This is a genomic window from Micromonospora sp. WMMD961, assembly GCF_029626145.1.
In the GTDB taxonomy this organism is placed as follows: domain Bacteria; phylum Actinomycetota; class Actinomycetes; order Mycobacteriales; family Micromonosporaceae; genus Micromonospora.
Genome location: NZ_JARUBJ010000002.1, coordinates 1132802 through 1155323, shown reverse-complemented (window position 1 = coordinate 1155323; position 22522 = coordinate 1132802). Strand labels below are relative to the sequence as shown.

At 70.2% G+C, this 22522-nt stretch carries 20 protein-coding genes and 1 pseudogene; 4 read left to right on the top strand and 17 right to left on the bottom strand.

From position 1 onward, the window contains the following. Positions 1-71 precede the first annotated feature (71 nt). From O7614_RS05630 to O7614_RS05605, 6 genes are all read right to left on the bottom strand, one after another. The gene (locus O7614_RS05630; protein WP_347404395.1) at positions 72-1670 is read right to left on the bottom strand and encodes an ABC transporter ATP-binding protein; all 1599 of its coding nucleotides are present in this window, start codon (positions 1668-1670) and stop codon (positions 72-74) included. Positions 1671-1919: 249 nt separating this feature from the next. Further along, positions 1920-2987 (bottom strand): BMP family ABC transporter substrate-binding protein, encoded by a 1068-nt coding sequence (locus O7614_RS05625; RefSeq protein ID WP_278142159.1) that lies wholly within the window; start codon positions 2985-2987, stop codon positions 1920-1922. Positions 2988-3264: 277 nt separating this feature from the next. Continuing rightward, the gene (locus O7614_RS05620) at positions 3265-3606 is read right to left on the bottom strand and encodes a hypothetical protein (protein ID WP_145786243.1); all 342 of its coding nucleotides are present in this window, start codon (positions 3604-3606) and stop codon (positions 3265-3267) included. A gap of 68 nt (positions 3607-3674) precedes the next feature. Next, entirely contained in the window at positions 3675-4586 is a 912-nt protein-coding gene (locus tag O7614_RS05615; RefSeq protein WP_278137423.1) for an ABC transporter permease subunit, read from the bottom strand. Beyond that, a complete protein-coding gene (locus tag O7614_RS05610) occupies positions 4583-6223 on the bottom strand; it encodes an ABC transporter permease subunit (protein ID WP_278137422.1) in 1641 nt (546 codons plus the stop codon). The genes O7614_RS05615 and O7614_RS05610 overlap by 4 nt, the downstream gene beginning before the upstream one ends. After that, positions 6223-7473, bottom strand: coding sequence for a maltose ABC transporter substrate-binding protein (locus O7614_RS05605; RefSeq protein ID WP_278137421.1), 1251 nt, complete (start codon positions 7471-7473; stop codon positions 6223-6225). Before O7614_RS05605 ends, O7614_RS05610 begins: the two co-directional genes overlap by 1 nt. A gap of 200 nt (positions 7474-7673) precedes the next feature. Between O7614_RS05605 and O7614_RS05600 the strand changes: the two genes are divergently transcribed. Together O7614_RS05600 and O7614_RS05595 are read left to right on the top strand one after the other, a co-directional pair. Further along, positions 7674-8720 (top strand): LacI family DNA-binding transcriptional regulator, encoded by a 1047-nt coding sequence (locus O7614_RS05600; RefSeq protein WP_278137420.1) that lies wholly within the window; start codon positions 7674-7676, stop codon positions 8718-8720. Positions 8721-8790: 70 nt separating this feature from the next. Then, entirely contained in the window at positions 8791-10428 is a 1638-nt protein-coding gene (locus tag O7614_RS05595; protein WP_278137419.1) for a glycoside hydrolase family 13 protein, read from the top strand. Between the two features lie 154 nt (positions 10429-10582). On the opposite strand, the gene O7614_RS05590 is transcribed toward O7614_RS05595, so the two are convergent. The 6 genes and pseudogenes from O7614_RS05590 to O7614_RS05565 all read right to left on the bottom strand — a co-directional run. Continuing rightward, positions 10583-11020: a hypothetical protein gene (locus tag O7614_RS05590; protein ID WP_278137417.1), complete on the bottom strand. Its 438-nt coding sequence runs from the start codon at positions 11018-11020 to the stop codon at positions 10583-10585. An 81-nt stretch (positions 11021-11101) separates the two neighbouring features. Continuing rightward, the gene (locus O7614_RS05585; protein WP_278137416.1) at positions 11102-11470 is read right to left on the bottom strand and encodes a GntR family transcriptional regulator; all 369 of its coding nucleotides are present in this window, start codon (positions 11468-11470) and stop codon (positions 11102-11104) included. A gap of 17 nt (positions 11471-11487) precedes the next feature. After that, entirely contained in the window at positions 11488-12414 is a 927-nt protein-coding gene (locus O7614_RS05580) for a YhjD/YihY/BrkB family envelope integrity protein (RefSeq protein WP_278137415.1), read from the bottom strand. A gap of 79 nt (positions 12415-12493) precedes the next feature. Continuing rightward, the gene (locus O7614_RS05575) at positions 12494-13063 is read right to left on the bottom strand and encodes a 2'-5' RNA ligase family protein (protein WP_278137414.1); all 570 of its coding nucleotides are present in this window, start codon (positions 13061-13063) and stop codon (positions 12494-12496) included. A gap of 24 nt (positions 13064-13087) precedes the next feature. After that, positions 13088-14113, bottom strand: coding sequence for a tryptophan--tRNA ligase (gene trpS / locus O7614_RS05570; RefSeq protein WP_278137413.1), 1026 nt, complete (start codon positions 14111-14113; stop codon positions 13088-13090). 216 nt (positions 14114-14329) lie between these two features. After that, positions 14330-15304 (bottom strand): annotated as a pseudogene (locus tag O7614_RS05565) (hemolysin family protein); the annotation flags it as partial. Between the two features lie 249 nt (positions 15305-15553). On the opposite strand from O7614_RS05565, the gene galE reads away from it, so the two are divergent. Both galE and galK read left to right on the top strand, forming a co-directional pair. Continuing rightward, entirely contained in the window at positions 15554-16483 is a 930-nt protein-coding gene (gene galE / locus O7614_RS05560; RefSeq protein ID WP_278142158.1) for a UDP-glucose 4-epimerase GalE, read from the top strand. Further along, on the top strand, positions 16480-17649 hold the full coding sequence (gene galK / locus O7614_RS05555) for a galactokinase (RefSeq protein WP_278137412.1): 1170 nt from the start codon (positions 16480-16482) through the stop codon (positions 17647-17649). Before galE ends, galK begins: the two co-directional genes overlap by 4 nt. 109 nt (positions 17650-17758) lie before the next feature. Here galK and O7614_RS05550 read toward each other — a convergent pair whose 3' ends face one another. The 5 genes from O7614_RS05550 to O7614_RS05530 form a co-directional block, all read right to left on the bottom strand. Beyond that, a complete protein-coding gene (locus O7614_RS05550; protein ID WP_278142157.1) occupies positions 17759-19012 on the bottom strand; it encodes a GTP-binding protein in 1254 nt (417 codons plus the stop codon). A 74-nt stretch (positions 19013-19086) separates the two neighbouring features. Beyond that, the gene (cysD, locus tag O7614_RS05545; protein WP_278137411.1) at positions 19087-19998 is read right to left on the bottom strand and encodes a sulfate adenylyltransferase subunit CysD; all 912 of its coding nucleotides are present in this window, start codon (positions 19996-19998) and stop codon (positions 19087-19089) included. Between the two features lie 75 nt (positions 19999-20073). After that, complete coding sequence (locus O7614_RS05540) at positions 20074-20904, bottom strand: inositol monophosphatase family protein (protein ID WP_278137410.1); 831 nt, start codon at positions 20902-20904, stop codon at positions 20074-20076. A gap of 135 nt (positions 20905-21039) precedes the next feature. Next, on the bottom strand, positions 21040-21630 hold the full coding sequence (pth, locus tag O7614_RS05535) for an aminoacyl-tRNA hydrolase (RefSeq protein WP_278137409.1): 591 nt from the start codon (positions 21628-21630) through the stop codon (positions 21040-21042). Positions 21631-21723: 93 nt separating this feature from the next. Next, positions 21724-22422: a 50S ribosomal protein L25/general stress protein Ctc gene (locus O7614_RS05530; RefSeq protein WP_278137408.1), complete on the bottom strand. Its 699-nt coding sequence runs from the start codon at positions 22420-22422 to the stop codon at positions 21724-21726. Between the last annotated feature and the right edge of the window lie 100 nt (positions 22423-22522).

The following is a 22522-nucleotide window of genomic DNA, read 5'->3' as shown; positions in this document are numbered from 1 at the left end:
CACTCCGCTTCGCTGCGTGACGCCATGAGGCACCCACGCACTGCAACCATGATTCGCTCGCTGGCGCTCGCTCATGCCTCGTCCTCGCTCGCGGAGCCTGCGTCGCTCGCCGGGCTCCCGTCTGCCACGCCGGACTTGTCGACGGCGGGTGCGTCGGGCTTGTCGACGGCCGGGGCCGCGACGGAGCTGTCGGCGGCCGGGGCCGCGACAGCCTCGTGTGCCGTGTCCGGGCTGATGCCGGCCATCAACAGGCCGATCTCCTCGCGCGGGGTGTCCGGGCCGACGATGCCGATGATCCGGCCGCGGTACATCACCGCGATCCGGTCGGCCAGGCCGATGACCTCGTCGAGTTCGCTGGAGACCACCATGACGGCGGTGCCGACGTCCCGCTCGTGGATGATCTGGCTGTGGATGAACTCGATCGACCCGACGTCGACGCCACGGGTCGGCTGGGCGGCGATGAGGAGCCTCAGCGGCCGGGACAGCTCCCGGGCCACGATCACCTTCTGCTGGTTGCCACCGGAGAGGGTGCCCACCGCGGCGTCGGCCGATGAGGTACGGACGTCGAACTGCTCGATCCGTTCCTTGGCGGAGGCCGCGATCGCGTCCGGCTTGAGCGCGAGCCCGGCACCGAACGGCGGACGGTCGTAGATGTCCAGCACCAGGTTCTCCGCGACGCTGAACTCCTTGACCAGGCCGTCCACGCTGCGGTCCTCGGGCACGTAGCCGACGCCCGCCCGGAGCACCCTCTTGGGCTTCCAGCCGTCGATCCGGTCGCCGGCCAGGCTGACCGCCCCGGCGAGCACCGGGCGCAGGCCCATGATCGCTTCGATCAGCTCCGTCTGACCGTTGCCCTGTACGCCGGCGACGCCGAGCACCTCACCCGCGCGCACGGTCAGGTCCACTCCGTCGACCGCGCGGATCTGCCGGTCGTCGTCGACGACCAGGCCGGCCACCTCCAGCACCGGCTCGCCCGGGGTGGCCGGGGTCTTGTCCACGGTGAGCCGGACGTTACGACCGACCATCAGCGCGGCCAGCTCGTCCCGGCTGGCCTCCGGCGAGGCGGTGCCGACGGTCTTGCCGCGTCGGATCACCGTGATCCGGTCGGCGATGGCCTTGACCTCGCCCAGTTTGTGGGTGATGAAGACGATCGACTTGCCGGCCGCCTTGAGCGACCGCATGACCGTCAGCAGTTCCTCGGTCTCCTGGGGGGTCAGCACCGCTGTCGGCTCGTCCAGGATGAGCAGGTCGACGTCGCGGGTGAGGGCCTTGACGATCTCGACCCGCTGCTGGATGCCGACCGGCAGGTCCTCGATCACCGCGTCCGGGTCGACCCGCAGGTTGTAGCGCTCGGACACCTCGGCGACCTCGCGTCGGGCGCGCCGCCGGTCCAGGAAGCCGGCGATGCCGCCCCGGACCTGCTCGGCGCCGAGCATGATGTTCTCGGTGACGGTGAAGACCGGCACCAGCATGAAGTGCTGGTGCACCATGCCGATCCCGGCGCCGATGGCGTCGGACGGGCCCCTCAGCTTCAGCGGCTTGCCGTCGACCAGGATCTCGCCCTCGTCGGGCTGGTAGAGCCCGTAGAGCACGTTCATCAGGGTCGACTTGCCCGCGCCGTTCTCGCCGAGCAGGGCGTGAATCTCTCCAGGCTCCACCGTCAGGTCGATGTGATCGTTGGCGACCAGATCACCGAACCGCTTGGTGATGCCGCGCAGTTCGAGTCTCAGCGCAACCTCCTGGAGTGCGAGCGATGGTGCAGCCTAGCTGCCGTCAACCCGGCCGGACCGGCCCGGCCGACACGGTGCGCGATCGGCCGCTCCGACCCCACGGTCACCCGCGGGGCCAGAGCGGCCGATCGCTCGTACCTGTCCCCCGCCGACCTCCCCGATGATCTCACCGGAGGGGCCGGTCGGTCGTCACTTGGTCGGCTGGGCCGCCGACGTGACGGTGATGGTGCCGGCGGCGATGTCCGCCTTGATCTTGTCGACCTCGGCCTTCAGCTCGGCCGGGACCTTGCTGTCGAAGTCGTGGTACGGGGCGATCGAGACACCGTTGTTGGCCAGGGTGCCGACGAAGCCCGGCTTGGCCGGCAGCTTGTCGCCGGCGGCGGCCTTGACCACGGCCTCCTTGACGGCCTCCGGGATGTTCTTGACCACGGTGGTGATGATCGCGGAGCAGTCCGGGGTGCTCTCGCAGCCGTCGACGTCCACCCAGATGGTGTTGTACTTGCCGCCCGAGGCCTTGGCCGCGGCGGTGGTGCCGAGGCCGGCGCCGCCGGCGACCGGCATGATGATGTCCGCGCCCTGGGCGACCAGCGCGTCGGAGACCTTCTTGCCCTCGTCCTGCTTGGCGAAGTCGTTGGTGAAGGAGCCCTTCTGGGTCTCCTTGCTCCAGCCCAGCGCCTGGACGTTCTTCTTCTTCGTGGTGTTGTAGTACGCCACGCCGTCGACGAAACCGTCCATGAAGATCGTCACCGGCGGGATCGGCAGCGCACCGTAGGTGGCCACCTTGCCGGTCTTGGTCATTCCGGCGGCGAGGTAACCGGCCTGGAACGCGGCCTGAGCGGTGTCGAACTGCATCGGGTAGACGTTGGCGTCACCCGGGTTCGCGTCGACGATGCCGAACTCCTGGTTCGGGTTCGCCTTGGCGATCTTCGAGGTGGCGTTGGCCATCAGACCGCCGACCGCCAGGATGAAGTTGCACTTCTGGTTGACGTACTGCGTCAGGTTCGGCTCGTAGTCGGCCTCGGCCTTCGACGCGACGTACTTGATGTCGATGTTGTCGTTGGCGGCCTTGGCCTCCTGCAGACCCTTCCAGGCCGAGGCGTTGAACGACTTGTCGTCGATGCCGCCGACGTCGGTCACCATGCAGGCGCTGAACTTGTTGGCGCCACTGCCGGCGTTGTTGTTCTCATCGGGGGCCTCGCCACACGCGGCGGCGGTGAGCGCGAGCCCACCCACCGCGAAGATCGAGGCGATCCGCATCCCACGCACCGAGCGCAAGACGTCTCCTTCCCATTGCTCACCGCGCCTTGTGCGGTGGCAGCCCATCAGCCGGCCTGCGGGTGTGCCGCCGGCTGTCCCACGTTACGGACGGGAGCGTACGCCCGCGCCCACCCACCGGCCGACAATCGTGCACGACTGTTGAGCGCCTGTTACCCGGGTGTAACCCTTGCGTGGGGCACGTCACTCTTCGTGCTGGTAAGCAAGCGCCAAGGCGTCCGCAACATCCGTTTTCGGGCGGCGTCCCTCTCCCCGGACGTTACCTCCAAAAGACCGCGACCGCCGCGTTGACCAGGGTCAGGCCGACGATTGCCAGGAAGTGACCGCGGTTCACCGCGTCCCGCTTCCGGGAGAAGAAGACCATGACGAAGATCAGCAGAGCGATCACCAACTTCGTCACAAGTTTCGCCGGCGCCGGCTCGTCGCCGTCGCGGAGCGGAGCGGAGAGTCCGAGCCCGGTCAACAGCTGGATCGCCGCTCCCCAGAGCATGGCCTGGTTGATCCGGATCGGGCCGCTGACGTACTGGGCGATCGAGCCGCCGAGCAGCAGGGCGAAGCCGATCAGATGGACATAGAGGAGGATTAGTCGAAGTGCTTCCACGCCGATCATCCTCCCCTAAAACGACGGTTTGTAGTAGTGGGGCGGACCGGCCGGCGCGTCGAAGCCCCTCATCCCTTGACCGCGCCGGAGGTGAGGCCGGAGACGATGAAGCGCTGAAGGAACTGGAACACCAGCACGGTGGGGATCGCGGTGAGCAGGGTGCCGGCGGCGAAGATCCCGAAGTTGGTGTTCCGCTCGCCGCCCTGCAACATGCCGCGCATGCCGACAGCGAGGGTTTTGGCGTCCGTGTCGGTGAGGAAGACACTCGCCATCAGGAACTCGTTGATGGTGCTGATGAAGGCGAGCAGCCCGGTCACCGCCAGGATCGGCGCCACCAACGGCAGCATGATCCGGAAGAAGACCTGGGCGTGCGAGGCGCCGTCCATCGTGGCCGACTCGTCCAACTCCCGGGGCAGGGTGTCGAAGAAGCCCTTCATCAGCCAGGTGTTCACACCCAGCGCGCCACCCAGGTAGAGCAGCAACAGGCCCCACGGCGTGTTGAAACCGATGGCCGGCCACAGGTCGGTGACCGTGCCGAAGATCAGGAAGATCGCCACGATCGCCAGGAACTGCGGGAACATCTGGATCAACAGCAGCGACAGCAGCCCCACCCGTCGCCCCTGGAATCGCATCCGGGAGAAGGCGTACGCCGCCAGCGCGGACAGGAAGACCGAGACGAACGAGGCACCACCGGCGATGAGCAGCGAGTTCAGGAACCAGTTGGCGAACTCGGTGCGCGCGAACAGATCCCCGAAATTCCCGAAGGACACCCCGCCGGTCGGCACCAACTCGGTGGAGGACAGGGTGCCGAGCGGATTGAGCGCCGCCGAGACGACGAACACGAGTGGGAAGAGACTGAACAGCACACCGAGCACGCCGACCAGGTGCCGCCAGCCGACCTGGGCGAACCAGCGGCTCCTCCGTCTCCCCGCCGCGCGGTCGACCGCCGCCGGGCGCTCCGTGCCGCTGAGCGTGGTCACGAGTACACCTCCTCCTGTTGGCGGGTCCGCCGGAAGCTGACCGCCGAGACCACCGCGACGATCGCGAAGATGAACAGCGAGATCGCCGCGGCGAAGCCGAACTGCGCGGCCTGCCCACCGAACGCCAGCCGGTAGGTGTAGGTGATCAACAGGTCGGTGGCACCGTTGCTGGGGTTGTCCGCCGGGAACGGCGCCCCCTCGGTGGTCAGGTAGATCGCGTTGAAGTTGTTGAAGTTGAACGCGAACGACGAGATCAGCAGGGGCGAGAGCGCAACCAGCAGCAGCGGCAGGGTGACCGCCCGGAACGACTGCCAGGGCGACGCCCCGTCGACCGAGGTGGCCTCGGTCAACTCCCGCGGGATGGCCTGTAGCGCGCCGGTGGCCACCAGGAACATGTACGGGTAGCCGAGCCAGAGCTGCACCAGGATCACCGCGGCGCGGGCCGACCAGTCCTGCCCGAACCAGTCGACGCTGAGCCCGAACAGGTTGTTGATCAACCCGAAGTCGGTGTTGAACATGTCCCGCCAGACCAGCAGCATCGCGAAGGACGGCATGGCGTACGGCAGGATCAGCAACATCCGGTAGAGGTTGGTGCCCCGCATCCGGGGCGAGTGCAACGCCAGCGCGATCACCATACCGAGGATGAACGTGCCGCCGGTGGAGCCGATCGCGAAGGCGAAGTTCCAGAGCAGCGTGCCGAGGAACGGCCCGGAGATCCGCTCGTCGGTGAGTACCCGGGTGAAGTTGGACAGTCCGACGTTCACCTTCCAGCCCTGGGCCAGCCGCTCACCGTCTGCGGCGACGAACGCGCCGACCTCGCCGTCCGCGTTCCAGGTCTGGCCGCTGTCGCTGTCCCGGACGCAGTCGCAGCCCGCGTCGTACGCCCGGACGGCCTTGCCGTCGTACACCCGGGACAGGCCGGACGAGCGCAGCGCGCCGCCGGCGGTCGGCACCACCAGGTCCGTGATGTCCTTGCTGCGGGCGCTGGCCTGGCCGACGTTCAGCACGGTGTAGCCGTCGGCCGCGGTGACCTTCCCTCCGGGGGCGACGGTGGCCGCGCCAGGGTCGAGCGGGCGCAGACCCCGGGCGTCGCCGACGGAGACAGCCCCGGTCTGCGGGTCGGTGATCAGGAAGACCAGGGCGCCGGTGACCGGGTCACCCTTGGTGGCGACCGACATCGGGTACTGGGTGGAGCCCGGGACCTGCCTGACCGAGGAACTCTGGATCGCGACGATCGCGTCGTCCTTGCTGCCGCGATGGCCGTCCCCGTAGTTGGTGAAGGCCGTGCTCGCGGTGTAGAGCACCGGCACGACCTGGAAGGCGATCAGGAAGAGGGTGCCCGGGACGAGGTACTTCGCCGGGACGTGCCGACGGCCCACGTACAGGTAGAACAGCACGGCGGTGGTCAGCACCAGCACGGCCAGCCCGACCCACTGCTCGGCCTGCACCAGCGGGAAGGCCGCCCAGATCGCGATCCCGGCCACCAGGCCGAGCAGGATCACCTTCGCGGCGAGGCCGGCCACGGTGATCGGCGCGTGATTCCGCGCAGTACGGGAGGTGCGCGGGGACCCGGTGCGGACGGGCCCCCGGCCCGGCGCCTGCTGGGCAGGCCCCGGGCCGGACAGCGGCGTGCTCATTACTTGATCGAGTCGGCGATCGTCTTGCCGGCCGCGGTGACCGTGCTGGTCGGGTCGGCGCCGCCGATGACCGCGGCCTCGGCCTTGCCGAACGGGTCCCAGATCGCGGCCATGGCCGGGATGGCCGGGAGCACCTGGCCGTTCTTTCCGGCCTCGATGAACTTGGCCAGGTCCGGGTCAGTGCCCTTGACCTGGTCCAGCGCGGCGGTCAGCGCCGGCGGACGCGGGTCGGCCTGGTACAGCGCCACGGCCAGCTCCGGCTTGGCGACGTAGTTGACGACGAACTCCTGGGCGAGAGCCTTGTTCTTGCCCTTGGCCGCGACGTAGAAGGACTGGACGCCCACGAACGGAGCTGCCGGCTTACCCCCGGCGAAACCGGGAACGGCGGAGACGTCGTAGGTGATGCCGGCCTTCTTGACGTCGGCGGTGGCCCACGGCCCGGAGACCAGGAAGGCGCACTTCTTGCCGGTGAAGGTGGCGGTCGCGTTGGTGTCGGCGATCGAGCGCTTCAGCACGCCCTCGCCCTTCTCGCCGAGCGCGGCGATCTTCTTGAACGCCTCGATCGATTCCGGCTTGCCCACGCCGAGGTCCTTCGGGTCGTAGTCGCCGTTCGCCGTGGTGCCGAAGAGGTATCCGCCGGCCGAGGTGTACAGCGGGTAGATGTGGTACGCGTCGCCCTTCTGGCCGACCTGGAGGCACAGCGTCTCGGTGACCTTCTTCTGCGCCTTGAGCTGCTTGCCGGTGGCGACCAGATCCTCGATCGTCTTCGGGGCCTCGGGGGCCAGCTCGGTGTTGCGGATCAGCGCCAGGTTCTCCTGGGCGTACGGCACGCCGTAGAGCTGGCCGTTGAAGGTGACGGCCTTGATGGCGGTCTCGTTGAAGGCGGCCTTCTGCTCGTCGGGCAGCTGCACCGGATCGATGGCGCCGTTCTGGACCAGGTTGCCGATCCAGTCGTGCGCGCCGATCACCACGTCCGGGCCACCGCCCTGGCTCGACACGGTCACGAAGTTGTTCTGCAGGTCCTCGTTCGGGACGGCCTGCACGTCGACGGTGACGCCGTTCTCCTGGCCGAACTTCTCGGCGAACGGCTTGAGCGCGGCGGTCCGCTTGTCGTCGGCCCAGATCACCAGTTTGCCGCCGGCGGCCTTGGGGGACTCGTTCGCGGCCGGCTCGTCGCTGTCGCCGCCACAGCCGGACGCGGCGAGCGCGAGGCCGAAGAGGGCGACCACACCCGCGGTACGGATGCGCATCGGTACTCCTGTCGTCATGGCTGGCCCACCCGGGGGAAGGGCGGACCGCCAGCGGGAAATGCTGAAAGATCTTGCCAATCGGCGCAGAGATGCTGCGCCGCAGCTGGCGTATGTTGCGGGGACGTTAGCAAGACGTTGCAGATAATGGAAGGCCTTGCAGAGCGCCCCGCAAGAACTTGCGGGTGGGCTAAAGTGCCGCCATGCGCGCTCGACTGTCCGACATCGCCCAGCAGGCCGAAGTCAGCGAGGCCACGGTGTCGCGGGTGCTCAACGACCGCCCCGGCGTCGCCCCGGAGACCCGGCAGGCCGTCCTCACCGCTCTCGACGTGCTCGGTTACGAACGCCCGGCCCGCCTGCGCAAACGCAGCGCCGGCCTGGTCGGCCTGGTGGTACCGGAGCTGGACAATCCGATCTTCCCCGCCTTCGCCCAGGTCATCGAGTCGACCCTGGCGCAGAGCGGTTTCACACCGGTGCTCTGCACCCAGACCGCGGGCGGCGTCACCGAGGACGAGTACGTGGAGATGCTGCTGGACCGGCAGGTCTCCGGGATCGTCTTCGTGTCCGGCCTGCACGCCGACACCGCCGCCAACCACGACCGCTACCGCGCCCTGATCGCCCGGCCGCTGCCCGTCGTGATGATCAACGGTTACGTGCCCGGCATCGCCGCGCCCTTCGTCTCCTGCGACGACCGGGAGGCGGCCGAGTTGGCGGTGGCCCACCTCGTCGCGCTCGGGCACCGACGCATCGGTCTGATCACCGGCCCCGACCGGTTCGTTCCGGTGCAGCGCAAGGTGGCCGGCTGGCGTGCCGCGATGACGAGGCTGGCCGGTGCGGCCGAGGCCGACCTGGGCCCGCTGGCGGAGCTGTCGCTGTTCGGTGTGGAGGGTGGCGAGGCGGCAGCCGGTCGACTGCTCGATCGTGGCGTCACCGCAGTGGTGTGCGGCTCGGACCTGATGGCACTGGGCGCGGTCCGGGCGGCCCGCCAACGCGGCCTGAGCGTTCCGGGTGATCTCTCCGTCCTCGGGTACGACGACTCTCCGCTGATGGCCTTCACGGACCCGCCGCTGACCACCATGCGCCAACCGGTGACGGCCATGGCGGTGGCGGCCGTCCGGGCCCTGGTGGACGAGATCAACGGCCACGGCGCCCCACACTCGGAGTACCTGTTCCGACCGGAGTTGGTGGTACGCGGCTCAACCGCTGTCGCCCCGGCCGTCGCGCGGTTTCCTTACGCAAGATCTGCTTGACTCTTGCAGGGGCCGGACGGCATATTGCTCAGCGTCCGCGCCGGCCCGAAACAGACGGGGAACGTCACCGATGACCGCCAGCACCGCCACCCCGCCCGGCACCGCCGATGACGACTGGTGGCGTGCCGCAGTCGTCTACCAGGTGTACGTCCGCAGCTTCGCCGACAGCGACGGCGACGGCATCGGTGACCTCCAGGGCATCCGGCAACGCCTGCCGTACCTGCGTGAGCTCGGGGTGGACGCGCTTTGGCTGACCCCCTTCTATACCTCCCCCATGGTCGACGGCGGTTACGACGTCGCGGACTACCGGGACGTCGACCCGATGTTCGGCACCCTCGCCGACTTCGACGCCATGATCACCGACGCGCACGCCCTCGGTCTGCGGATCATCGTCGACCTGGTGCCCAACCACACGTCCAGCGCCCACCGCTGGTTCGTCGACGCCCTCGCCACCGGCCCCGGCTCCCCCGAGCGGGCCCGCTACCTCTTCGCCGACGGGCAGGGCGAGCACGGCGAGCTGCCGCCGAACGACTGGGAGAGCATCTTCGGCGGCCCGGCCTGGACGCGCGTCGCCGACGGCCAGTGGTACCTGCACCTGTTCGACCCGGCCCAGCCGGACCTGAACTGGCGCCACCCGGAGGTCCGCGCCGAGTTCGAGGACGTGCTGCGGTTCTGGCTGGACCGGGGCGTGGACGGCTTCCGCGTCGACGTGGCGCACGGCATGATCAAGGCGGAAGGGCTGCCGGACGTCGGTTTCAGCACCATGACGACCGGTCAACGCCAGGTCGAACTGCTCGGCAAGGGCCGCCTGCCCTACTTCGACCAGGACGAGGTACACGAGATCTACCGCGCCTGGCGACCCATCCTGGACAGCTACCCCGGCGGTCGCATGGCGGTCGCCGAGGCCTGGGCCGAGACCCCGCAGCGGCTGGCCCGTTACATCGGCCCCGACGAGCTGCACCAGGCGTTCAGCTTCGACTTCCTCGACGCCACCTGGTCGGCCGAGTCGTTCCGCAAAGTGATCGACACCGCGCTGGGCGAGGCGGCCGTGGTCGGCGCGCCCACCACCTGGGTGCTGTCCAACCACGACAAGCAGCGGCACGTCACCCGCTACGGCGACGGCGTCGAGGGGTTGCGCCGGGCCCGCGCCGCCAGTCTGCTGATGCTCGCCCTGCCCGGCTGCGCGTACCTCTACCAGGGCGAGGAACTGGGCCTTCCCGAGGTCCTCGACCTCCCCGACGAGCTGCGCCAGGACCCGGCTTTCCTGCGCACCGGCGAGAGCCGCGACGGATGCCGGGTGCCCATCCCGTGGACCGGCGAGCTGGCACCGTACGGCTTCGGTCCGGCCGGCAGCGCGTTGAGCTGGCTACCCGCCCCCTCCACCTGGCGTTCGCTGTCGGTTGCCGAGCAGAGCGGCGTGCCCGGCTCGACTCTGGAGCTGTACCGGGCCGCGCTGCGTATCCGCCGCGAGCACCCGGCGCTGACCGTCGACAGCGGCGACATCACCTGGCTGGAGACCGGCCCCGGCGTGCTCGCCTTCTCCCGCGCCGGCGGCGAGACCGTGCTGACCTGCGTCGTCAACCTCAGCGGCGCGCCGGTCCTGATCGACGGGTACGGGCAGCCGCTCGTCGCCAGCGACACGCTCACCGAGCAGGGCTCCGGCCAGCTGCTGCCGGTCGACGCGGCAGCCTGGTTGGAACGGCGCTGAGCGGGTAACTCGTTCTCGACCTGGTCGTCCGTCGTGCCCCGCGCCGACGGGCGACTGGGCTACCGGCCCCTTGTGGTGGGGGGTGAGGTGGTACCGGCGCCACGCGGAGTCGCCTCCGCGCGGCGCCGGTGTCCGTCTGCGCAGGTCCGGGCTGTCACTTCGCGGTGAGCAGCGCCGCAATCCGGGTGAAGCCGGCGCGTACCTCGGCCTCGTTCGGCGGCTCGACGGGCTCACCGTGCCCCGCCTCGTCGGCGGCGGCGTCCAACTCCTCGTCGATCACGTCCTCGAAGTCACCGTAGAGGTCGGCCCCCTCCACCTGCCGGGCCTCGTCCTCCGCGGCGACCTGCGCGGCGGCGATCTCACTGCGGATCTCGTCGGCCGACAGCGCCGGCAGCAACGGCTCCACCACAGCCATCAACTGCTCCTCGGCCACCACCGCCTCGGCCAACGCCAACGCGTGCGGCCGTTCGTAGGGCCCGCAGACCACCGGCTCCCACTCGTCGAGGTCACCGAGTGGACCGAAGGTGATGATCCACGGCAGGCCGAGGAGCGGTGAGTCCCCCGGCAGGTCCAGTGTCATGAGTGCGCCCACCGGCTCATCATGGTCCGCGAACGCGATTCACGATGCCTTTCGGCCCACTTACCGCCCGTCCGGCGATCGGTCGGTGGTCGGTCAGCCAGGGCGGGCGGCGTCCAGGGCAGCGCGGACCAGAGCGAGCGCGGTGGCCGGCGCCACGCCGAGCCGGGCTGCCTCGGCGGCGTACCCGGCCGCCGCGCGCTGCAACCGGTCGACGGCGTCGTCCCGGCCGGGTGCGACGAAGGTGCCGTTGCGCCCCCGGGTCTCCAGCAGCCCGGCGACCTCCAACTCCCGGTACGCCCGGGCCACCGTGTTCGCGGCCAACCGCAGGTCGGCGGCGAGTTGCCGGACGGTGGGCAGTCGGCTGCCGACCGGCAACCGGCCGTCACCGATCAGCTCGGCGAGCTGCCCGCGTACCTGCTCGTACGGGGGCACCGACGAGTCCGGGTCAACCGAGATCAGCACGTCTGCACCTTCCGTCGTCAGCCCGCACCGCCCGGCGTACCGGGATCGGTGTCCTCGTCCACGTCTCTCGGCGGGGCGGCGGCCTCCGCCAGGTCCACCACCCGCCCGCTCGAACTGGTGGCGAGGAGCGCCGCACCGAACAGCACCAGCTGGTTGAGCAGGTAGAGGTAGAGCAGCAGACCGACGGCGCCCGCCACCACGGTGTACGCCGGGTTGCGCTCGGTACGCACCACGTAGTACCGCCCGACCGTGTTCAGCAGCGTGATGCCGACCGCCACCAGCAGCACCACCGGGCGCAACCGGGACCTGCTCATCCGCAGCCGGGGCACCGCGAGGAGCAACGCGGTGGCGAGCACCGCGTTGACCAGCACGCTGAGCACGGCACTGATCGTGGTCAGGCCGACCGACCCGGTGCTGCGCAGCAGGAAACGCAGCAGCGACTCCAACGCGTCCACCGCCGCGACCGACACGCCGAGCAGCACGAAGACCCCGACCATCACACCCAGGTCCACCAGCCGGCGGATCACCAGATTGCCCGGCTGCTGGTTGAGCTGGTACATCAACCGCTGCGACGACCGGATCGCCTCCACCCACCCGATGCCGGTGAAGACCAGGATGACGAGGCCGACCACGCCCACCGTGTTGCTGGAGTTGGCGATCTGCTCCGGGTCCAGGAACGGCAGGTTGTCCTTGAGGAAGTCGGCTGCCGCCGCGCTGACCTCGTCGTTGTCCTCCAGGATCGCGCCGAAGACGGAGTACGCGACCAGGGCGAGAGCGAACACCGCGAAGAAGCCGTAGTAGGCGATCGCGGCGGCCAACCGCCCGGCCAACACCTCGGCGTACAGCGCGCCGGCCCGCCACACGTGGTCGAAGAGCCCCGACCGGTGGCGCGCGGCGCTCACCCAGCGGTCGATGCCCGCCTCGATCCGGCCGATCACGTTCACGCGATCATCCTCGCCGATCTCCCACTGCTGTGGTGGCAACCGGCTCCCGATGCTCGCCGACCGGCGCGTCGCCGACGGGTCAGTCGCCGAGACGGTAGTCCCGGCGCGGCTGCCACCGGGCCTGCCCGCTGTGCGAGAACAGGGTGAACGCGTCGACCTCGAACATCGCGGAGAAGTCGGCCAGATCCTCGTACACCTTGTCCAGGGCCTCCGGCGCCACGTCCTGTGCCACGGTGACGTGCGGATGGTACGGGAAACGCGCCTCACGATGCAGGCCCGGCGCCGCGGCGATGGCGGCGGCCAACAACTCGCACTCGCTGATCCCGGCGGCCACCGCGACGAAGACCACCTGGGTGACCGGACGGAACGTGCCGGTGCCCCGCAGGTGCAGCGTGAACGGCAGGTGCGCGGCGGCGACGGCGGCCAGATGCCGCTCGACGGCGGGCAGGTTGGCCGTCTGGATCTCGGTGGGTCCCAGCAACGTCACATGCGCGGGAACCGCGAGCGGGTCGCCGGCCTCGACCCGCCGCCGGGTGAGCCGGCCACCCCACGGCTCGGGAATGTCCACCGCGATGCCGATCTGGGTGGTGTCGCCGGTCGGCGACACCCCGCCACTGCGATCCACGCTTCGCGCCGCCCCTCCGGCCACCGACCCGTCCACCTGTCCGTGGAGCTACTCGCCGCGGACGGGCGGGAAGAACCCGACCCGCTCGTACGCCGCCCGCAGGGTCGTGGCGGCCACCGAGCGGGCCTTCTCCGCACCACTGGCGAGCAGCTTGTCCAGCTGAGCCGGGTCGTCGAGGTAGGTGCGGGTGCGCTCCTGGATCGGTCGGACGAAGTCCGTCACCACCTCGGCCAGTTCCTTCTTCAGGTCGCCGTAACCGCGGCCGGCGAACGCGGCCACCAGTTCGTCGATGCTGCGCCCGCTGAGCGCCGAGTGGATGGTGAGCAGGTTGGACACACCCGGCTTGGTCTCGGCGTCGAAGACGATCTCCCGACCGGTGTCGGTGACCGCCGACCGGATCTTCTTGGCGGAGCGGGCCGGGTCGTCCAGCAGGTCGATGATGCCGGCCGGTGACGACGACGACTTGGACATCTTCGCCGTCGGGTCCTGAAGATCGGTGATCTTCGCAGTGTCCTTGACGATGTGCGGCGCGGGCACCGTGAACGTCGGGCCGAACGTCGTGTTGAACCGGTGCGCCAGATCCCGGGAGAGTTCCAGGTGCTGGCGCTGGTCCTCGCCGACCGGGACGGCATTGGCCTGGTAGAGCAGGATGTCGGCGGCCTGCAGGATCGGGTAGGTGAACAGCCCGACACTGGACCGTTCGTTGCCGTGCTTCTGCGACTTGTCCTTGAACTGGGTCATCCGACTGGCCTCGCCGAAGCCGGTGATGCAGCCGAGCACCCAGGCCAGCTGCGGGTGCTCGGGCACCTGCGACTGCACGAACAGGGTGCTGCGTTCCGGGTCGAGCCCGACCGCGAAGAGCTGGGCGGCTGCCACCCGGCTCCGTTGACGCAGCAGCGCCGGGTCGTGCCCCGCGGTGATGGCGTGCAGATCCACCACGCAGTAGAAAGCGTCGTGGGTCTCCTGGAGAGCCACCCAGTGCCGGACCGCGCCCAGGTAGTTGCCGAGGTGGAACGAGTCGGCCGTCGGCTGGATGCCGGAGAAGACGCGGGGGCGGGCGGGAGCGTCGGACATGGCGACAATTCTGTCAGCAAGCGACCGGGTCCGTCATGACGGGCCGGCGGGTCGGCTGCGGCCCGCCGCTGTCGGGCTATTGACCTCGCGTGCGTCGCGCGCGCCGACCCGCCGCGTCGGCCCGACCACGACCCTGCGCTGCTGCTCCGCCATGCTCTCCCGCACCTGCCCGGCGCCGATTTCCGGCACCGACTCGCGGCGTTGTTCGGTGTTCGGCTCCCGGCGCTGTTCCGAAGGTCGGACGGCGGACACCGCGAGCCGGGCCACCCGGCGGCCGTCCATTTCGAGCACCCGCAGCAGCCAGCCGCCCGGCGGTTCGGCGAGGTCGGGCACGCCGACCTCGTCCGGTTCACCGGGCACCGGCACCTCGTCGCCGGCCACCGGCAACCGGCCCAACGCGGCCATCACGAACCCACCAACCGTCTCGTACGGGCCGGCGGGGAGCACCACTGCGGTCCGTTCGGCGAAGTCGGCGAGGTTGAGGCGGCCGTCCACCACGGCGGGCAGGCCGGCGTGCACGGGGTCCGGAGCGGCGTCGTACTCGTCGTGGATCTCGCCGACCAACTCCTCGATCAGGTCCTCCAGGGTGACGATCCCGGCGGTGCCGCCGTACTCGTCGACCACCACGGCCAGGTGCTGGCCCTCCCGGCGCATCTCGGTCAGCGCGGGGAGTACCCGCTTGCTGCCGGGGAGCCGCTTCACCTCCCGGGCCAACTCCCCGACGGTGACGCACGTGTCGGCGTCCGGGCGGAGCAGCACGTCACGAAGGTGCACGAAGCCGACCACGTCGTCGTGGGTGCCGTCGGTGACCGGGTAACGGGTGTGCGTTTCGGTGCGGACCAGCCGGGCGGCCTCGGCGATGGTCAGCCGCGCCGGGAGGAAGACCACCTCGGTGCGGGGCATCATCACCTCGCGGATCAGGCTGGCTCCGGCTACCAGGACCTCGTCGATGATCCGCCGCTCGTCCGGGTCGAGCACCGTGTTCGCCGCGACCAGGTCCCGCAGGTCGGCCTCGGAGATGCGCTCGCGGCCTGCCGCCGGGCCGGCCCCGAGCAGATCGGTGACGAGTCGGGTGGCACCATCGGCGGCGCGAACCAGCACGCGGGCGACGGCCCGGGCGAGCGGACCGGGATCGCGGCGGGGCGGCACCCGCACGCGTCGCCGGAGCCCGGTACGGGCCGCTTCCCGCATGACAGAGATGGTAGACACCGTTCGCCCCTCGCACCGGAGATCGCAGCGAGCGATCCCCGAATGTTCGGCTCTGTTTAATCATGAGAGATTATGGTGAGATGGGGATGATGGCGGTGTCGGCGACGGCGTCGACCCCCGCCTTAGGGTGATCACCGAAGGCCACGTCCCGGGCGGGCCAGGCAGGGAGGCAACGACGTGAAACTGCTCGTCACCGGGGGCGCCGGCTTCATCGGCAGCGTGGTGACCCGGATGCTGCTCGACGCGGGTCACCAGGTGGTCGTCCTGGACGACCTGCGCACCGGGCACCGCGAGGCGCTCGCCCCGGACGCGACCCACGTCGAGGCGCCCATCCACGAGGCCGGCCGCATCGTCACCGCGGACGCCGGCTTCGACGGGGTGCTGCACTTCGCCGCCCTGATCGCCGCCGGCGAGTCGATGGTCAAGCCGGAGCTGTACTGGCAGAACAACACCGTCGGCACGCTCGCCCTGATCGACGCGGTCCGAGCCGCCGGGGTGCCACGGATGGTCTTCTCCTCCACCGCCGCCGTCTACGGCAACCCCACCGAGCTGCCCATCACGGAGACCGCGGTCAAGGCACCCACCAACACGTACGGCGCCACCAAACTCGCCGTCGACATGGCACTCACCTCCGAGGCCGTCGCGCACGGGCTCGCCGCCGTCTCGCTGCGCTACTTCAACGTGGCCGGCGCCCACCTCGACGGTGACGTCTCGCTCGGTGAACGACACGACCCGGAGACGCACCTGATCCCGATCGCGCTGGAGGTCGCCGCCGGTCGGCGGGAGAAGCTCCAGCTCTTCGGCGACGACTACCCGACCGTCGACGGCACCTGCGTCCGCGACTACATCCACGTCGCCGACCTCGCCCGCGCACACCTGCTGGCGTTGGACGCCGCCACCGCAGGTCAGCACCGGATCTACAACCTCGGCAACGGAAACGGCTTCACCAACCGCCAGGTGGTCGACGTGGTCCGCGAGGTCACCGGGCGACCCGTTCCGGTCGAGGTGGCGCCGCGCCGCGAGGGCGACCCCGCCGAGCTGGTCGCCTCCTCCACGCTGGCCCACGACCAGCTGGGCTGGACGCCCCAGAAGCCGACCCTGCACGACATGGTCGGCGACGCCTGGGCCTTCTACGGCAAGCACATCCTGGAGCAGTCATGACCAGCCCGAACGGCGACGTCGCCGCACGGGCCGCCGAGGGTTTCACCAACCAGTACGGCGGCGACGCGGCCGGCCGCTGGGCGGCTCCCGGCCGGGTCAACCTGATCGGCGAGCACACCGACTACAACGACGGGTTCGTGCTGCCCTTCGCGTTGCCGCTGCGGACGGTGGTCGCCGCCGACCGGCAGGACGCCGAGCTGTGGACGGTCTGGTCCGAGCTCTCCGACGAGACGATCACCTTCGGCGCGGACGACGTCGCCGAGCCAGGTCGGGTGAGCGGCTGGGGCGCGTACGTCGCCGGGGTGGTCTGGGCGCTCCGCGAGGCCGGGCACCCGGTGCCGGGTGCCCGGTTGGCGATCGCCTCCGACGTTCCGCTGGGCTCGGGGCTCTCCTCCTCGGCCGCACTGGAGTCGGCAGTGCTCGCCGCCCTGCTCGACCTCGGTGGGCTGGAGCTGACCCCGGAGCGGCAACCCCGGCTGGCACAGCGGGCGGAGAACGTCTACGTCGGTGCGCCGACCGGCATCATGGACCAGTCCGCGGCGATCCGCTGCCGCGCCGGCCACGCTCTCTTCCTGGACTGCCGGGACGAGTCGGTCGAACACATCCCGTTCGACCTGGACGCCGCCGGGCTGGCGGTGCTGGTCATCGACAGCCGGGCACCGCACCGACACGCCGACGGTGAATACGCTGCCCGCCGGCGCTCCTGCGAGGCCGGGGCGAGCGCGCTCGGCGTCGCCGCCCTTCGGGACGTGGGTGTCGACCAGCTCGACGCCGCGCTGGCGCAGCTCGATGACGAGGAGACCCGGCGAAGGGTCCGGCACGTGGTCACCGAGGACCAGCGCGTACTGGACACGGTGGCACTGCTGCGCAGTGCCCGGGTCCGTGACATCGGCCCGCTGCTCACGGCTTCACACGTCTCGATGCGCGACGACTTCGAGATCACCGTGCCGGAGATCGACACCGCCGTCGAGGCGGCGTTGGCGGCTGGCGCGTTGGGTGCCCGGATGACCGGCGGCGGCTTCGGCGGCTGCGTCCTCGCCCTGGTCGAGGCCGACCGCGCGGACGAGGTGGCCAGCGCCGTCAAGGCCGCGTACGCCGAACGAGGCTTCACCACCCCCGGCGCCCTGACGGTCCTACCCTCCCCCGGAGCCACCCGCCTCCCCTAAGCCCCCACCCTGATCGAGTTGATCAAGAGGTTTGCGTCAGAATCCGGGCTCGGACTGACGCAAACCTCTTGACCACCACCGGGGTCGGGGGTGGGGGCGCTGCGTCTGGTTAGCTGGCTTCGACGATCATGGCAGCGCCTACCGTGCGGTTGGTGCTCTCGTCGATGATGACGAAGCCTCCGGTGGTCCGGTTGCGCCGGTACTCGTCGGCCAGCAGCGGCACCGTCGTCCGCAGCCGCACCCGACCGATCTCGTTGAGCCGCAGCTCGTCGGCCGACTCGTCACGGTGCAGCGAGTTGATGTCCAGCCGGTAGTGCAGCCCGCGCACGATCGCCCGCGCCGAGCGGGTGGTGTGCTTGATCGCGTACCGGCCGCCGACCCGCAGCGGGGCCGTCTCGTCCATCCAGCAGACCATCGCCTCGATGTCCTGGGCCACCGCCGGTGCGTTGTTCGGGCGGCAGATCAGGTCGCCCCGGGAGATGTCGATCTCGTCGGCCAGTCGCACCGTCACCGACATCGGCGGGAAGGCCTCCGCGACCGGCCCGTCGGCGGTCTCCACGGCGGCGATCCGGCTGGTGAAGCCGGACGGCAGCACCATCACCTCGTCACCGGGCTTGAGCACACCGGAGGCGACCTGGCCGGCGTAACCGCGGTAGTCGGTCACCGTGGTCGACTGCGGGCGGATCACGTACTGCACCGGGAACCGGACGTCGACCAGGTTGCGGTCGCTGGCGATGTGCACCCGCTCCAGGTGGTGCAGCAGCGACGGGCCCTCGTACCACTGCATGTTCTCCGACCGGGCGACGATGTTGTCGCCACGCAGCGCGGAGATCGGCACCACTGTCAGGTCCGGGACGTCGAGCTTCGCGGCGAACGCGGTGAACTCGTCGGCGATCCGCTCGTAGACCTCCTGCGACCAGTCCACCAGGTCCATCTTGTTGACACAGAGGACCAGGTGCGGCACCCGCAGCAGCGAGCACAGGAACGCGTGCCGGCGGGACTGCTCGACCAGGCCCTTGCGGGCGTCCACCAGGATCAGCGCCAGGTCGGCGGTGGACGCCCCGGTCACCATGTTGCGGGTGTACTGGATGTGCCCCGGGGTGTCCGCGATGATGAACTTGCGCCGTGGGGTGGCGAAGTACCGGTACGCCACGTCGATGGTGATGCCCTGTTCCCGCTCGGCGCGCAGGCCGTCGGTGAGCAGCGCAAGGTTGGTGTACTCGTCGCCGCGGGCCGCGCTGACCGCCTCCACCGCGGCCAACTGGTCGGTGAAGAGCGACTTGGTGTCGTAGAGCAGCCGACCGATCAGGGTCGACTTCCCGTCGTCCACGCTGCCGGCCGTGGCGAACCGCAGCAGGTCCATCGCCCGGGCCTCCGGCCCGGCCCCGGCAACAGCCCGGGCCTCCGCATTCGCGGAGGTCACGATCTCGGTGGTCATCAGAAGTAGCCCTCCCGCTTGCGGTCCTCCATGGCAGCCTCGCTGACCCGGTCGTCACCACGGGTCGCGCCGCGCTCGGTGATCCGGGTGGCCGCCACCTCCTCGATGACCTTCTCCACGGTGTCCGCGTCGGAACGGACCGCGGCGGTGCAGGAGGCGTCGCCGACGGTGCGGTAGCGCACCTGCTCCTTGAACCGCTCCTCGCCCGCCCGAGGGCGGAAGAACTCGTTGACGGCGTACAGCATGCCGTCCCGCTCGACCACCTCACGCTCGTGCGCGTAGTAGATCGAGGGCAGCGGGATGCGTTCGCTGGCGATGTAGTGCCAGACGTCCAGCTCGGTCCAGTTGGACAGCGGGAAGACCCGAATCGACTCGCCCGGGTGGTGCCGGCCGTTGTACAGCGACCACAGCTCCGGCCGCTGGTTCTTCGGGTCCCACTGGCCGAACTCGTCGCGGAAGCTGAAGACCCGCTCCTTCGCGCGGGCCTTCTCCTCGTCTCGGCGGGCCCCACCGAAGAGCGCGTCGAAGCGGTGCTTCTCCACCGCGTCCAACAGCACCGGCGTCTGGATCCGGTTGCGCATGCCGTCGCCGGACTCCCGGACCATCCCGCTCGCCAGAGCCTCCGGCACGCTCGCGATCACGAGCTGCAACCCCAGCTCGGCGACTCGCTGGTCGCGGTATTCCAGGACCTCGGGGAAGTTGTGCCCGGTGTCGACGTGCATGACGGGGAAGGGGATGTTGGCCGGGGCGAACGCCTTCTGCGCCAGCCGCAGCATGACGATCGAGTCCTTGCCGCCGGAGAAGAGCAGCACCGGGCGTTCCATCTCGGCGACCACCTCGCGCATCACGAAGATGCTCTCCGCCTCCAGGGCGTCCAGGTGGGAGACCCGGTACGCCGCCGGGGTGGTCATGACACCGACTCGATTCGCTCGATCATCCGATTTCCAGACCTTTCCGGTCGGGCATGTCAAGAAAGTGCGCTCAGGCTACCCGGAATGTCGCTGCAGCGCTGCAAGCAACCGGGTGGCGAGATCCTTGCGGCAGACCAGCAGGTCCGGCAGGCGTGGATCCGCCTCGTTGTATCTCAGCGCAGATCCGTCGATCCGGGAAGCGTGCAGTCCGGTGGCCGTCGCCACAGCGACCGGGGCAGCCGAGTCCCACTCGTACTGCCCACCGGCGTGGATGTACGCGTCCACCTCACCGGTGACCACGGCGGCGATCTTCGCTCCGGCCGAGCCCATCGGCACCAGGTGCGCCCCGACGTCCTCGGCCAGGTCGGTGAGGAAGACCGGCGGCCGGCTCCGGCTCGCCGCCAGGCGGATCTTCCGCTCGCCGGCCGTCGCCGCCTCCACCGTCATCGGCGGGTACGCCGGCGGGTAGTCCGTGCCCAGCACCCGGTGCTGCGCCGGTAGCCCCACCGCCCCGGCGACCAGCCCGTGCGGGCTCGGCGCGCTACGCGCCCAGAGCGCCACGTGCACCGCCCAGTCCGAGCGGCCCTCCTCGGAGAACTCGCGGGTGCCGTCCAACGGGTCGATGATCCACACCCGGTCCGCGGTCAGCCGCGACACCGCCCCGGTGTTCACCTCCGCTGCCCAGGCCAGCCGCGATCCCTCGTCCTCCTCGGAGAGCACCGCGTCGCCCGGTCGCCACTTCGCCAACTCCGTGCGGATCAGGTCGTGCGACACCTTGTCCCCGGCCGACTTCAGCGCGCCGGTGTCCGCGAAACCCATCTCCGTGCGCAGGTCGAGCAACGCCTGCCCGGCCCGGGACGCCAGCCATCGGGCGAACGCGCCATCGATCATCGGAGGACTGCCCATCTGCCCGCTCCCGTCGCCTCGCCGCGGGCCGTGCCCGCACAGGCCGATTCGTCGCGACCCGCGTCGCCGGTCGCGGCACGCCGAAAGGCGCAGACTACCGGCCCACCGTTTCCGATCCGGTACGCCTCGCCCGGCTCAGCCGCCGTGGTAGAGGTTCTGCGTCGGCTCCACGCCCTTGACGATCACCGACTCCACCACGTCGGCGGCCCGGTCCACCAGGAAATCCAGCTCCTTACGCTCTGCCGCGCCGAAATCCGACAGCACGTAATCCGCGGGGTCCTGCCGTCCCGGCGGTCGACCGACGCCGAACCGCACCCGGGCGTAGTCCTTCGTGCCCAGCGACTTCGACATCGACCGCAGGCCGTTGTGCCCACCCTCGCCGCCGCCGAACTTCACCCGCACCTGGCCGAACCCGATGTCCAGTTCGTCGTGCACCGCGATCACCTGGGCCGCCGGCACCTTGTAGAACTGCGCCAGGGCCGCCACCGGCCCGCCGGACAGGTTCATGTACGTCAGTGGCTTCACCAGCACCAGCTTCGGTCCACCGAACCCCAGCCGCGCCTCGGCCACCTCGGCCACCGCCCGTTTGTGCCGCCCGAACCGGGCACCAACCCGCCCGGCCAGCAGGTCGGCCACCATGAAGCCGACGTTGTGCCGGTTCCCGGCGTACTCCCGACCGGGGTTTCCCAGGCCGATCACCAGCCACGGCCCCGCCTCGTCCGTCACGACCTGTCCCTCCCGACGCCCATCCACCGACTCCCGATACGCCGACAGGCGCCCCCGACCATCCGGGGACGCCTGTCGCAGAGTACGAACCGATCAGGCCTCGGTGCGCGCCTCGGTGTTCTCGTCGCCCTCGGCGGCCGGAGCGGCGTCCGCGCCCTCGGAGCCCTCGGTGGCCTCGCCGACCTCGGCCTCGGCCTCGTCGGTGGCCACCTCGGTCTCGGGCAGCGTCGCCTCGAGCTGCTCGGCGGTGGGGGCGGCGGTCACCGACGCGACGGTCAGCTCCGAGTCGGCGGCCAGCTCGACGCCGGCCGGCAGCTCGACGTCACCGGCGGTCACCTGGCTGCCCGCCTCCAGGCCCTCGATCGAGGCCTCGAGGTGGTCCGGAACCTTGGTGGCGTCGGCGGTCACCGAGAGGGTGTCGTGGTCGTGGACGATCAGGGTGTCCCGCGCGGCCTCGCCGGTCAGCTGGATCGGAACCTCGACGGTGACCTTCTCGCCCCGGCGGACCAGGATCAGGTCGACGTGCTCGAAGGTGTCCCGGATCGGGTCACGCTGGATCGCCTTCGGCAGCGCCAGCACCTGGGTGCCGTCGGTGATGTCGATCGCGAAGAGCTGGTTGGCACCGCCCTTGCGGATCGCCGCGGCGAACTCCCGCGACGGCAGCGCGATGTGCTTGGGCTTCTCGCCGTGGCCGTACAGCACGGCGGGCACCTTGCCGGCCCGGCGGGTACGGCGGGCACCACCCTTGCCGAACTCGGTGCGGGGCTCGGCGCTGATCTTTACCTCGGACACGGGGAAACTCCTGATGCTTTTCGCTGCGGCGGCTTGTCGTCTGGCGGTGCTGGGGCGAGGGGCTCGCTGGGGCTCATGCGTCATGAACGACTGCCCGGAG

What these genes read in the sequence shown, in the direction of transcription:
- O7614_RS05625 (WP_278142159.1), bottom strand. Translation starts at nt 2,987, where the DNA reads ATGCGGATCGCCTCGATCTTCGCGGTGGGTGGGCTCGCGCTCACCGCC.
- O7614_RS05610 (WP_278137422.1), bottom strand. Translation starts at nt 6,223, where the DNA reads ATGAGCACGCCGCTGTCCGGCCCGGGGCCTGCCCAGCAGGCGCCGGGC.
- O7614_RS05605 (WP_278137421.1), bottom strand. Translation starts at nt 7,473, where the DNA reads ATGCGCATCCGTACCGCGGGTGTGGTCGCCCTCTTCGGCCTCGCGCTC.
- O7614_RS05600 (WP_278137420.1), top strand. Translation starts at nt 7,674, where the DNA reads ATGCGCGCTCGACTGTCCGACATCGCCCAGCAGGCCGAAGTCAGCGAG.
- O7614_RS05595 (WP_278137419.1), top strand. Translation starts at nt 8,791, where the DNA reads ATGACCGCCAGCACCGCCACCCCGCCCGGCACCGCCGATGACGACTGG.
- trpS (WP_278137413.1), bottom strand. Translation starts at nt 14,113, where the DNA reads ATGTCCGACGCTCCCGCCCGCCCCCGCGTCTTCTCCGGCATCCAGCCG.
- galE (WP_278142158.1), top strand. Translation starts at nt 15,554, where the DNA reads ATGCTGCTCGACGCGGGTCACCAGGTGGTCGTCCTGGACGACCTGCGC.
- galK (WP_278137412.1), top strand. Translation starts at nt 16,480, where the DNA reads ATGACCAGCCCGAACGGCGACGTCGCCGCACGGGCCGCCGAGGGTTTC.
- O7614_RS05550 (WP_278142157.1), bottom strand. Translation starts at nt 19,012, where the DNA reads ATGGACCTGCTGCGGTTCGCCACGGCCGGCAGCGTGGACGACGGGAAG.
- cysD (WP_278137411.1), bottom strand. Translation starts at nt 19,998, where the DNA reads ATGACCACCCCGGCGGCGTACCGGGTCTCCCACCTGGACGCCCTGGAG.
- O7614_RS05540 (WP_278137410.1), bottom strand. Translation starts at nt 20,904, where the DNA reads ATGGGCAGTCCTCCGATGATCGATGGCGCGTTCGCCCGATGGCTGGCG.